Annotated in this window: 13 protein-coding genes; 6 read left to right on the top strand and 7 right to left on the bottom strand. The window is 67.5% G+C overall.

The window, feature by feature from the left end:
* Positions 1–77: 77 nt before the first annotated feature.
* The 3 genes from QR64_RS00810 to QR64_RS00820 all read right to left on the bottom strand — a co-directional run bounded on the left by QR64_RS00810 (position 78) and on the right by QR64_RS00820 (position 4,542).
* A complete protein-coding gene (locus QR64_RS00810) occupies positions 78–1,541 on the bottom strand; it encodes an SDR family oxidoreductase (RefSeq protein WP_019290405.1) in 1,464 nt (487 codons plus the stop codon).
* A complete protein-coding gene (locus QR64_RS00815) occupies positions 1,538–2,902 on the bottom strand; it encodes a TIGR01777 family oxidoreductase (RefSeq protein ID WP_039583603.1) in 1,365 nt (454 codons plus the stop codon). The genes QR64_RS00810 and QR64_RS00815 overlap by 4 nt, the downstream gene beginning before the upstream one ends.
* 284 nt (positions 2,903–3,186) lie before the next feature.
* Entirely contained in the window at positions 3,187–4,542 is a 1,356-nt protein-coding gene (locus tag QR64_RS00820) for a cryptochrome/photolyase family protein (protein WP_039583606.1), read from the bottom strand.
* A 28-nt stretch (positions 4,543–4,570) separates the two neighbouring features.
* Here QR64_RS00820 and QR64_RS00825 point away from each other — a divergent pair, with 28 nt between their 5' ends.
* Positions 4,571–4,792 carry an RNA-binding S4 domain-containing protein gene (locus tag QR64_RS00825; protein WP_006553353.1) on the top strand — a complete coding sequence of 74 codons (222 nt, stop codon included), beginning with the start codon at positions 4,571–4,573 and terminating at the stop codon, positions 4,790–4,792.
* A 25-nt stretch (positions 4,793–4,817) separates the two neighbouring features.
* Here QR64_RS00825 and rraA read toward each other — a convergent pair whose 3' ends face one another.
* From rraA to QR64_RS00840, 3 genes are read right to left on the bottom strand one after another with little or no spacing between them, the layout of a single operon-like run.
* Positions 4,818–5,306, bottom strand: coding sequence for a ribonuclease E activity regulator RraA (gene rraA, locus QR64_RS00830; RefSeq protein ID WP_006553355.1), 489 nt, complete (start codon positions 5,304–5,306; stop codon positions 4,818–4,820).
* A gap of 47 nt (positions 5,307–5,353) precedes the next feature.
* Entirely contained in the window at positions 5,354–5,737 is a 384-nt protein-coding gene (locus QR64_RS00835; protein WP_006553356.1) for a DUF5313 family protein, read from the bottom strand.
* A gap of 18 nt (positions 5,738–5,755) precedes the next feature.
* Entirely contained in the window at positions 5,756–7,600 is a 1,845-nt protein-coding gene (locus QR64_RS00840) for an AMP-dependent synthetase/ligase (protein ID WP_039583608.1), read from the bottom strand.
* Positions 7,601–7,667: 67 nt separating this feature from the next.
* Here QR64_RS00840 and QR64_RS00845 point away from each other — a divergent pair, with 67 nt between their 5' ends.
* The gene (locus tag QR64_RS00845) at positions 7,668–8,051 is read left to right on the top strand and encodes an ArsR/SmtB family transcription factor (protein ID WP_006553358.1); all 384 of its coding nucleotides are present in this window, start codon (positions 7,668–7,670) and stop codon (positions 8,049–8,051) included.
* A complete protein-coding gene (locus QR64_RS00850; RefSeq protein ID WP_039583610.1) occupies positions 8,048–8,674 on the top strand; it encodes an SRPBCC family protein in 627 nt (208 codons plus the stop codon). Before QR64_RS00845 ends, QR64_RS00850 begins: the two co-directional genes overlap by 4 nt.
* A 33-nt stretch (positions 8,675–8,707) precedes the next feature.
* Here QR64_RS00850 and QR64_RS26740 read toward each other — a convergent pair whose 3' ends face one another.
* Positions 8,708–8,845, bottom strand: coding sequence for a hypothetical protein (locus QR64_RS26740; RefSeq protein ID WP_198162542.1), 138 nt, complete (start codon positions 8,843–8,845; stop codon positions 8,708–8,710).
* A 43-nt stretch (positions 8,846–8,888) separates the two neighbouring features.
* Here QR64_RS26740 and QR64_RS26975 point away from each other — a divergent pair, with 43 nt between their 5' ends.
* From QR64_RS26975 to QR64_RS00865, 3 genes are all read left to right on the top strand, one after another.
* Positions 8,889–9,158 (top strand): hypothetical protein, encoded by a 270-nt coding sequence (locus tag QR64_RS26975; RefSeq protein ID WP_033097880.1) that lies wholly within the window; start codon positions 8,889–8,891, stop codon positions 9,156–9,158.
* A gap of 159 nt (positions 9,159–9,317) precedes the next feature.
* Positions 9,318–10,049, top strand: a complete 732-nt coding sequence (locus QR64_RS00860; protein ID WP_006553361.1) for a GAF and ANTAR domain-containing protein — start codon at positions 9,318–9,320, stop codon at positions 10,047–10,049.
* Between the two features lie 65 nt (positions 10,050–10,114).
* Positions 10,115–11,668 (top strand): succinic semialdehyde dehydrogenase, encoded by a 1,554-nt coding sequence (locus QR64_RS00865; RefSeq protein WP_039583613.1) that lies wholly within the window; start codon positions 10,115–10,117, stop codon positions 11,666–11,668.
* Positions 11,669–11,989: the final 321 nt, after the last annotated feature.

Here is an 11,989-nt window from a genome sequence, read left to right on the forward strand (position 1 = left end):
ACATCACCCATCTGTCTCAGACAGGTTGACAACTTCCGAATTGCTGCAGCGGATGGCGAACAACGTAGCGGATCGCTCTAGCGGCCGGCGGTGCCCGCGATGTTCTCGAGCATGCCGCGGAAGATGATGCCGTGGAAGGGAACCAGCGCGTACCAGTAGAGACGACCGGCGACTCCGCGCGGGAAGAAGATCGCCCGCTGGTGCACGCGCGACCGGCCCGACTCCAGCGGTTCGACCCGCCACTCGAGCCACGCTCCGCCGGGTGCCCGCATCTCCGCGCGCAGGCGCAGCAGCGTCGGACGTTCGATCCGTTCGACGCGCCAGAAGTCCAGGGCGTCACCGGTATGCAGGGTTTTCGGGTCGCGGCGACCGCGGTGGAGTCCGACGCCGCCGACGAACCGGTCGAGCCAGCCGCGGATGGTCCACGCCAACGGGAAGGAATACCAACCGTTCTCGCCGCCGATGCTCTCGACGACGGCGAACACCTTCTCCTGGGACGAATCCGACTCGAGTGACCGCTCGTCGGTGAAGACGACCTCGCCGGCCCAGTCCGGGTCGGACGGAAGCGGATCGGCGGGTGCACCGACCGGTGATGCGTTCGTCCACGTCGTCTCGACCTCTCCCCGTTCGATACGGCCGAGGGCGAGCCGGACCGCGTCGCGGTAGCCGGTGAGGCCGGATTCCGGTGGGGGGATGATCGAGTCGACGTCATGGTTGCGCATTACCGCGTCGGTCGACAGCGATTCGAGGAGCGCGCGACCGAGAGGCGGAGGAATCGGCGTGACCAGACCGATCCACAAACCGGCGAGCTTCGGTGTGAGGACGGGCAGGACGAGGATCCGGCGTTTCGTCAGACCGGCGACCTCCGAGTACTGCTGCATCATCTCGCCGTACCGCAGGACGTCGGGCCCACCGATGTCGTAGGTGCCGCTGCGGGGGAGGGGTGCATCTGCGGCAGCGAGCAGATAGTGCAGGACGTCGCGCACCGCGATGGGCTGGATCCGGTTGTTCACCCAGCGTGGGGTCGTCATGACGGGGAGTCGGTTGCTCAGATGCCGGATCATCTCGAACGACGCCGAACCCGAACCGATCACGACGCCGGCCTGCAGCACGAGCGTCGGAACACCGGAATCCGTCAGGATACGTCCGACCTGGGCCCGTGAATACAGGTGCGGTGAGAGATCACCCGACTCCGGGTGCAGCCCACCGAGGTACACGATGCGGGAGACGCCGTGGTCGCGTGCCGCGTCGGCGACGTTCTGCGCCGCTCGCTTCTCCGCGTCGACGAACTCGTCGCGACCACCCATCGAATGCACCAGGTAGTACACGACGTCGATGTCGCGGCATGCCGCGCGCAGCGATTCGGCGTCGTCGAGGTCGCCACGGACGATCTCGACGTCGTCGGCCCACGGCACGTCGCGCAATTTGTCGGGGCTGCGCGCGAGCACCCGTACCCGGTAACCCGCCTCGAGCAGGCGCGGAGCGAGCCGCCCACCGATGTAGCCGGTCGCTCCGGTGACCAGGACACGCTTTCCGCTCACGGTTCCTCCAGGATGTGGCCGAGTTGGTGGCGCAGCGACGCTTCGAGATCGGGACGCCGGAACCGGTGCCCGGCGTCGATCAGCGCCTTCGGGACGACGAACTGATCGGCCTGGGCGACCTCGCGTGCACCCTCGTCGCCGAGCAGCAACCGGGGGCCGAAACCGGGGACGGGCAGCAGCGCGGGCCGGTGCAGCACCGACGCCAGTACCCGGGTGTACTCCTCGTTGCGCACCGGCTGCGGTGCAACGGCGTTCACCGGTCCGGTCAGGCCGGGGTCGGTGAGGGCACGGTGGTAGACCTCGAGGAGGTCGTCGATGTCGATCCAGGAGAACCACTGCCGGCCGTCGCCGATCCGGCCACCGAGACCGCTCGCGAACAGCGGCCGCATCAACTGGAGCGTTCCGCCGCGGGGTGTCTGGACGATGCCGGTGCGCACGTGCACGACCCGCATGCCCTTCTTCTCCGCGGGATGTGCCGCGGCCTCCCAATCGGAGACGACGTCGGCGAGGAAACCCGTTCCACGTGATGCGTTCTCGTCGAGCGGTGTGTCTCCTCGGTCGTAACCGTAGAGGCCGATCGCGGACGCGGAGACGAAGGTCGCGGGACCGTTGGGTGTGGTCGCGGCGAGTTCGGCGAGTCGGCGTGTCGGTTCGATGCGGCTGTCGCGGATCGCGGCCTTGTGGGAGTCGGTGAACCGTCCCGCGATCGACGCGCCCGCGAGGTGGACGACGGCGTCGACGCCTTCGAGTAGGTCGGGCGCCGGATCCTGAGGGTCCCAGCATCGTTCGTCGGTGCGCTGCGGTTTCCGGCGCACCAGGCGGACTACCTGGTAGCCACCCGTGGACAGGAAGGCCGTCAGGGCAGTACCCACGAGTCCGCTCGATCCGGTCACCGCGACCGTCCCGGGTCGGATGCCCTGCGCGTGCGACCAGCGGTGGCTCGCGAGATCGTCGGCGAGCTGGCGGTGCCGGTAACGGAAGGTCTGGGTGAGGAAACAGCCCGGTACCGGCGTGTCGACGCGATCGGTGACGCGGGTGCGGAATTCGTCGACGACGTCGAAGCGGTGTTCGTGGCGCCACGAGCCGATGACGGTGGCGGGGCGCGACAACAGGCCGTCGTGGGAGAGTTCGTCCACGAAACGTGCTGGCGGGTCGTAATCCTCGGGTCTGTGCCGGGAGATCCAGCGCAGACCGCCGGGGAGACCGAGGACGGCCGTACCGGATTCGAGGGAGTCGGCCTCGGCGACGACGTTCATCGGCTGCCAGGGCGGGATCAGGTGGAGGATGGCGCCGGGCCGGGAGTGCCAGTCGAACACCTCGTCACGCGGTGCGTCGACGACGCTCGAGAATTCGATGCCCATGCCCTACCTCCTGTTTGCAGTGATGCTCACCCGGTGGTGACGGCGCCGGGGCGCCCGGTGGTGACGGCGCCGGGGCGGACTCCTGCACCGTATCCACTCAAGCAGGAAGGATGCTGATCAGAAAGGTGTATGCGTCGACGAGCGGGTTGTGGATGGCCATGAAAGCTGCCTCGACGAGAGCGCGCACTGCGATGTCCTTTCGTTGGGTGTACGGCGAACAGGTTGTCCGTCCAGAAGTTGTTCGGAGCACCGCCACGACCGGATGGGTCGTTTCGCCGTCTTCTTCATCGGGGTGAGCGAATCCGCTCGTATCTGTCCAGAGCGACGCGGCGTTCGTGTGCGTGATCGACGACCGGTTCCGGGTATCCGTCCGGAGGGCCGTCGGGCAGGCTGTGCACACGAGCGCCGTCGATGCTCCGCAGTTCGGGTACCCATCTGCGTACGTATTCACCCGTCGGATCGAACTTCTCGCCCTGCCGGGTCGGATTGAACACCCGGAAGTAGGGAGCGGCGTCGGTGCCGCTGCCCGCCGTCCACTGCCAATTGTGTTGGTTGGAGGCCAGATCGCCGTCCACCAGATGCTTCATGAAATGTCGCGCCCCACGCCACCACGGCAGGTGCAGGTCCTTCGTCAGGAACGACGCGACGATCATCCGCACCCGGTTGTGCATGACGCCCTCTGCGAGGAGCTGCCGCATCCCGGCGTCCACGATCGGGAATCCCGTGCGGCCCTCGCACCACGCGGCGAACAGGGCGTCGGCGTCGGGTCCGGAATCGTAGGTGATGGCGTCGAAGTCGCTGTTGTAGTTGGTCCGGGCGGTCTCGGGCCGCTGGAACAGGACGTCGGCGTAGAAGTCGCGCCACGCCAGTTCGCTGCGGAAGGTGACGGCCCCCTCGTCCGACCGGTTCCTCATGTCGTGCAGCAGGGTCCGCGGATGGATGCAGCCGAACTTCAGATAGGGCGACAGGCCGCTCGTGCCGTCGTAGGCCGGCCGGTCACGGTCGGTGGCGTACCGCTCGAGACCGTCGTCGAGGAATTCGCGCCATCGCTCCAGTGCGGCCGCCTCTCCGGGGGGAGGTGTGGGTTCGTCGCCGGCTTCGGGAATCGGCACGCGTGTGGAGCAGCCGCTCGGGTCGACCCAGTCGGCGGTGTCCGGTCCGGTTGCCGCGGGTGTGTGCCATCCGTGGTCGTTCCAGGCGCGGCGGAAGGCCGAGAACACCTTGTATGCAGTGCCGTCGGGTTTCGTTATGCGGCCCGGCGTGACGGCATACGGCGAGCCGGTGGCCACCAGCGGGACGTCGCCGAGCGCTTCGGCGACCGCTCGGTCGCGTCGCGTGCCGTAGGGACCGTGGTCGGAACTGATGTGGACCGCGGCCGCATCGAACTCGGCGGCGACTTGCGGCACCAGCATCATCGGGTCTCCCTGGACGACGAGCAGGCGCCCGCCGAGATCCCGGTCGAGGGCTTGCAGGCATCCCATGAGGAAGTCGCGCCGGCGGGCACCGGACGGGCGGAGCAGTGCGTCGTCGAGGACGAACAGGGCGAGGACGTCGTCGGCGGCCTCGGTGGCCGAGAGCAGGGTGGGCAGATCGTTCAGTCGGAGATCACGACGGAACCAGATGATGCTGGGGCGGGCCATGGATCCAGTGTCGGGGACAATGGGTGCCATGTCCGACGCATTCGATGTACCGATCCGTGACGAGTCGATCCGGCTCGGTCAGTTCCTCAAGCTCGCAAGCCTCATCGAGTCGGGTGCGGAGGCCAAGGAAGTGATCGCCGACGGCCTGGTGTCGGTCAACGGTGAGGTGGAGGTGCGTCGCGGCCGTCAGCTGAAGGTGGGCGACGTGGTGGAGATCGCCGGGGCGAGCGCGCGGGTCGCGCACGAATAGCGGGTCGACCCGCGCGCTCGGCTGATCAGTTCTCGACGCGGACGACGACGCCGTCGGAGTCGCTGTAGACGATCTCGCCCGGGTTGAATGTCACGCCGCCGATCTCGACGGGCACGTTCTTCTCGCCGGAGCCGGTCTGGGTGCTCTTGCGCGGGTTGGTGCCGAGGGCCTTGATGCCGATGTCGAGTGTGCGCAGGATGGCGGAGTCGCGGACCGCGCCGTTGACGATGACCCCGGCCCAGCCGTTGTCGACACCGCGACCGGCGATGATGTCACCGACGAGCGCGGTGTGGATGCTGCCACCGCCGTCGACGACGAGCACGCCGCCGTTGCCCGGCTCGGAGAGGGTCTGCTTGACGAGCAGGTTGTCCTGGAAGCAGCGGATGGTGGTGATGGGGCCGACGAACTCGGTGCGGCCGCCGAACTGGATGAACTGCGTGTCGCAGCTGCGGATGTCCGGGCCGATCTCGTCGGCGAGGTCTGCTGTGGCTGTGAAGGCAGGGGTGTCACTCATGGTGCGAGGATAAGCGGACACGCTGCCCCGCACCGTGGGAGGTCCGGTCAGGACGCGCGACCGAAACGGCGTTCGTAGTCCTCTCGTTCGCGGGCGGCGCGGGCGCGTGCCTTCGCGCTGAGCAGTTCCGGATCGAGACCGTGCTGCTGGAGGCGGTGCCGCTGCCAGATGGGCATCAACGCCACCGAGAAGTAGACCCATGGCAGCAGCAGCAACAGCATCATCGCGATCGGGATCCACACCGGCCCCGGGATCAGCAGGAACAGCAGGAGCAGCGGGATGATCGGCAGGTTCCATCGCAGCAGGTAGCGGCGTGTTCCGCCGGGGCCCAGGACGTCGTCGCGTACCCACTCCCGCATCTCGGGCGGTAGCGCGCGACCGAACATGTAGCCGATCCGCTGCAGGAAATTCGGTCGTGCACTACTCATCATGAGACCCAGGATAGGCCGTCACCTTTCGTAGAGGCCTGCCAGCCTGTCGGCGAAGTTGTCGACGACGACCTTCCTGCGCAGCTTCATGCTCGGCGTCAGATCACCCGATTCGACCGACAGTTCACGCTCGATGATCGTGAACTTCTTGATCTGCTCCCACCGGTTGAGCTGCAGGTTCAGCTCGTCGATGTATCCGGAGATCAGATCGTGGGTCTTGTCGTGCCGTGCGATGTCCTCGAACGATCCGCTCACACCGTTCTTGTTCGCCCACTCGCCGACGGATTCCGGATCGAGCGCCACCAGCGCCACGCAGTAGGGCTTGCCCTCCCCGTAGACGACGATCTCCGACGCGTACGGGCACATGCCTTTGAAGGTCGCTGCCAGCGACGACGGGGCGACGTACTTGCCCTGCGACGTCTTGAACATGTCCTTCTTGCGGTCGGTGATGCGCAGGTAGCCCTCGTCGTCGAGGCTGCCGATGTCGCCGGTGTGGAACCATCCGTCGTCGGAGAGCGACTCGGCGGTCGCGTCGGGCCGGTTGTGGTAGCCGGTCATCACACCGGGGCCGCGGACGAGCACCTCGCCGTCCTCCGCGATGCGGACCTCCGTGCCCGGGACGGGCCAGCCGACCGTGCCGATGCGGTTGGCGTAGGGACGGTTGACGAACGTCGCGGCAGAGGTCTCGGTGAGTCCGTAACCCTCGAGGACGGGGATGCCGACGGCGTCGAACCATTCGCCGACCTCGGGGTTGAGCGCCGCCGAACCGGAGATGAAGAACCGCAGGTGACCGCCGAAGCGTTCGCGGATGGTGGAGAAGACCAGCTTGTCGGCGAGGCCGTGCTGCAGTTTGTCCAGCAGTCCGGGCGACCTGCCGGCCTGCTTCGCTTTCGACACCTTCCGGCCCACGCCTACGGCCCAGTCGAAGATCTTCTTCTTGGCGCCGCCTTCCTCCTCCATCATTCCCTCGACGCGCGCGTGGGCCTTCTCGAAGATGCGCGGGGCCGCCCCCATGAAGGTCGGGCGGACCACCGCGAGGTTCTCGACGATCTTGTCGACACGTCCGTCCACCGCGGTGGAGAAGCCGATCTGCAGAGGGAGGGTGAGCAGCACCTTGCCGAAGACGTGCGACAGCGGCAGCCACAGATACTGCAGGTCGTCGGAGCTGAGCATGTGCAGCGCGTCGATGGCGGCGGCCTCGTAGGTCCACGCCGAGTGCGGCAGGCGCACGCCCTTCGGCTTGCCGGTGGTACCCGAGGTGTAGATGAGGGTGGCCAGGTGCTCGGCCCTGATGCTGTGGATGCGGTTGAGCACCGCTCCGGAGTCCTCGGCGAGCAGGCCACGGCCCAGGTCGGCGAGCTCATCGAAATTGATGACCCAATCACCGTCGCCGGTGCCCTCGACGACCACGACCTTCGCCACCTCGGGCAGATCGCTGCGGTGGCTCACGAGCTTCTCGACCTGCCCGGCGTCCTCGGCGATGACGATCCGGCTGCCGGAGTCGGCGACGATGAACGCGACGTCGTCGGCGTGGGTGGTGGGGTAGACGGTGGTGGTTGCGGCGCCCGCGCACATGACGGCGAGGTCGCCGAGCACCCATTCGTAGCGGGTGGACGACGCGAGGGCCACGCGGTCCTCGGCCTCGATACCCAGGGAGATCAAGCCGGCCGCGAGCAGTCGTACCCGATCCCCGGTCTGTTCCCAGGTGACCGACGTCCAGCCGTCCTTCCCGTCGGGGTAGCGGAAGGCCTCGGCGTCGGGTGTGGCGGCCACTCGATCGAGCAATAGGCGGGCGACCGAGGGGGCCCGTTCGTCGATGACCGCTCGGTCGACCTTTTCCTCGGAGACGCGCGTCGTTGTCGTCATATGTCGAAGTCTAGGTAGCGGAACCGTCCTTCTGGTGAATATAAGTAGAAACTTATATAGTTGGTTCATGCACGGGTTCGAGGTCCTCGCAGATCCGGTTCGCCGCCGCATTCTCGAACTGCTCGCGGGCGGTCCGCAGGTGGCCGGTGAAATCGTCGCGGCGATCGGCCGGGAGTTCTCGATCTCCCAGCCGGCGGTCTCGCAACATCTCAAGATCCTGCGCGACCAGCGGTTCGCCGCCGTCCACAAGGACGGCACCCGCCGCTACTACGAACTCGATCCCGAGGTCCTCGTCGAACTCGAGGACTGGCTCGCGGGTCTGCATACGCCGGTATTCGCGGCGCTGGACGCCCTGGAGACCGAGATCGCGCGCGGCAAGCGTGAGCGGCGGAGCCGCGACGCCGTCCCGCCCGCGCTCCCTGCTTCCGACGAGAGAAGGAAATCCTCATGAAGAACGTGATCACGAGCAACGAGACGAGTCGCCGCACGGTCGGTCGTCGCACCGTCGAGGGCCACGAGGCCAAGGTTGTCACGATCTCGCGCAGCTACCGCACGAGCGCCGAGGACCTGTGGGAGGCGTGCACCGACCCGCAGCGCATCCCCCGCTGGTTCCTGCCCGTCGAGGGCGACCTCGAGGTCGGTGGCCGGTACCAGTTCCAGGGCAACGCCGGCGGTGAGGTCCTCACCTGCGACCCGCCCCGGACGTTCAGGGCCACCTGGGAATTCGCTGGTCACGTGAGCTGGATCGAGGTGTCGGTCCTGCCCGAACCGGGAGACCGGGCGCGCCTGGAACTGACGCACATCGCCCACCCCGACGAGCACTGGGAGCAGTACGGTCCGGGCGCAGTCGGTATCGGCTGGGACCAGGCGCTTCTCGGACTCGGACTGCACATCGAATCGGGAGAAACGGTGGACCCGAAGGAATTCGAGACCTGGTCGATGTCCGAGGAAGGTCTGCAGTTCGTCCGCGACAGCAGCGAAGGCTGGTGCGAGGCCGACATCGCCGCGGGCGAGGACCCCGAACAGGCACGCGCAGCCGCCGAGCGGACGAGTGCGTTCTACACGGGCGAATAGAACGGGCTCACGCTGCGTCTCCGACGCACGGGGTCAGGCCGGGGCTCCGACGCCGATCACGTCGAGGTCGTGGCCGATGACGAGGCGCCCGGCGAATCCGGCGCCGCATCCTTCCCAGGTGGAATCGGGCCGATTGCCCGGGACCATGTGCGAGAGCACCAGGGTTCCCACGCCGGCTTCCTGGGCGATCGGGCCGATCCTCGATGAGGGTGGCGTGCCGGATCTGCTCGGCGTCCATGACGGCGAGGACGTCCTCGGCCTGCTGTTCGATCGTGGGCACGTGGTCGACGGGATCGGAGAGCCCGAAACCGCGGCGCTGGAAACAGACGGCGCGCGAACAGGTGGCGAGGCGTTCGAAGAGCGAGTGCATGTACGGATCGGTCCACAACAGGTCCAGACGCATCTGGACCTCGAAGAACCACACGACGTCGGTGGGGCCGGTTCCGGCCACCCCGTAGGCCGGATTGTGACCATCGCGGGGTAGATACCGGGTCACCGGCGGATCCATCAGTCCAGACTATCGGGGTAGAAATGGAAGAGGTCGTGTTCCGATGAGGAGGACGGCGGTGTAGAGCTCGCTGAGTCGGGCAATACGGTCGGCGGATCCGCGGGGTTACGAACTCGATGGAGAAGGGATGAACCCATGACACGTGCGTCGGAAGCGGGCGATCTCGGGCGGCGTATGGCCCAGCTCGCTCGCGGCTTCTACCATCCGGCCGATCTCGACGAGACCCTGCGCGGCGTGACCGCGGCCGCGGTCGAACTGGTGGAGGGGGCCGACTGCGCCGACGTCCTCATCGTGACCGGAAGGAAGCATTTCCGCTCTCTCGCCGCGACGTCGGAACTCGCCGAGCATCTCGACGACGTCCAGGAACAGTTCGGGGAAGGTCCGTGCCTCGATGCGAGCTTCAAATATCTCGTGGTGCGCTCCGAAGACCTGCGGACGGAGACCCGCTGGCCGCGTTTCGCGAAGGCCGCGGTGGACGCGGGTGTACTCAGTGCCTTGTCGTTCCAGCTGTATCTCGATCAGGAGAGCATGGGAGCGCTGAACATGTTCTCTGCGAAAGCCGAGGCGTTCGGTCCTCCGGCGGAGGCGACCGCCGAGGTCCTGGCCGCTCATGCCGCGATGGCGATGAGCGCGGCCCGCAGTCGGGGACAGTTCGCGTCCGCCCTGGCGACCCGCGACATCATCGGGCAGGCCAAGGGCATGATCATGGAGCGTTTCGGTATCGATGCCGTTGCGGCCTTCGAACTGTTGCGCCGGCTCTCGCAGGACAGCAACGTCCCCCTCGCGGAGGTCGCTCAGGGGATCGTCGAAGCAGGTCCCGAGCGACGCGACGATCGGGAGACGGGCCTCGACGCCACGCCTGTGTGACAGCACACACGCACCCGGGTAAGTTTAGTGAAACTGCAAGTACTACTCACCGGTAGGGGTGCAACATGCCAGCTCCGAGCGCTGCGACCTTCCAGCGTCTTGCCGACCTCATCGCGATCCCCGACGCCGCCGAGCGGACCACCCGCCCCGTCGTCGAGGCGTTCACCGGCCGGGAGCTGGCCACCGTGCCGGTCGGCACGGCCGAGGACGCGAAGGCCGCGATCGACCGGGCCCGCATCGCGCAGGTCGCGTGGGCGAAGCTGCCCGTCGAGAAGCGCGCCGCGATCATGCACCGCTACCGCGAGCTCGTGCTGTCCCGACGCGAGCAGCTCATGGACATGGCGCAGGCCGAGACCGGCAAGTCCCGTGTCTCCGCGCAAGAAGAGGTGCTCGACATCTCGATGACCGCGCGGTTCTACGCGCGCGTCGCACCGAAGCTCCTGCGCCCCCGCAAGGCCACGGGCATGCTGCCGGTCCTGACGAAGACCACCGTCCTGCACCATCCCAAGGGCGTCGTCGGCGTGATCGCGCCGTGGAACTACCCGATGACGCTGGCCGTCTCCGACGCGATCCCCGCCCTGCTCGCCGGCAACAGCGTGGTGCTCAAGCCCGACAGCCAGACGCCCTACTGCGCGCTCGCCGTCGTCGAACTCCTCTACGAGGCCGGGGTCCCCCGCGACGTCTTCGCCGTGGTCACCGGTCCCGGCACCGTGGTGGGCACCGCCATCGTCGAAAGCACCGACTACCTGATGTTCACGGGTTCGTCGGAGACGGGACGTCTGCTCGCCGAGCAGGCCGGCCGGCGCCTGATCGGGTTCTCCGCCGAACTCGGTGGCAAGAACCCCATGATCGTCACCTCCGGGGTGAACCTGCGCGAGGTCACCGACGCCGCCGTGCGGGCATGCTTCTCGAACTCCGGGCAGCTGTGCATCTCGATCGAGCGGATCTACGTCGAGAAGTCGATCGCCCCCGAGTTCATCCGGATGTTCGGGGCACGGGTGCGCGAGATGTCGCTCGGTCCCGACTACGACTTCGGTACCGAGATGGGCTGCCTCATCAGCGAGAGCCAGGTCAAGACGGTGTCCCGGCACATCGAGGACGCCGTCGCCAAGGGCGCGACCGTCGTCGCCGGCGGGAAGACGCGGCCCGACCTCGGACCGCTGTTCTTCGAACCCACCGTGCTCACCGACGTGCCCGAGGACGCCGAGTGCTACCGGAACGAGACGTTCGGCCCGGTGGTGTCGATCTATCCGGTGGAGAATGTCGAAGAAGCGATCCGCGAGGCCAACGACACCGAGTACGGGCTCAACGCATCGGTGTGGGGCGCGACGAAGGCGCAGGGCGAGGCCATCGCCGCGCGGGTGCGTGCCGGCACGGTGAACGTCGACGAGGGATACGCCCCGGCATGGGGCAGCACCGACGCACCGATGGGCGGTATGGGCATCTCCGGCATGGGACGCCGCCACGGCGCGGAGGGCCTGTACAAGTACACCGAAGCGCAGACGATCGCGACGACGCGCCTGCTCAATCTCGACGGCCCGCGCGGACTTCCGCGGCGGGTGTGGGCGAAGGTGCTCGCCCCCTTCGTCAAGTCGATGCAGTGGCTGCCGGGTCGCTAGGAGCCGGATCGCTCTTCCACGCGATGGTGGTCGCGAGGGGTTTCTCGACGACGAGGCACAGCAGGACCCCGGCGACCACCACGAGCGGCGCAATGTACAGGTAGATCGGCACGAGCGCGTCGTTGTACGCCTCGAGAACCGGAATTCTGCACGATCAGCACGAGAAGCTGCATGGACGTGCCGAATCCGATGCCGAGCACGGCGAACCAGCAGCCCAGCACCCAGATCGGGGTGTCCGCGCCGAGGGTCGACAGGAGCACCAGCCGATCGCGGGTTCGGCGACGCGTCGTTCCACCGCGACGAACAGCACCGCACCGGCCG

Source organism: Rhodococcus sp. Chr-9, from assembly GCF_000801125.1.
In the GTDB taxonomy this organism is placed as follows: Bacteria; Actinomycetota; Actinomycetes; order Mycobacteriales; family Mycobacteriaceae; genus Rhodococcus; species Rhodococcus pyridinivorans.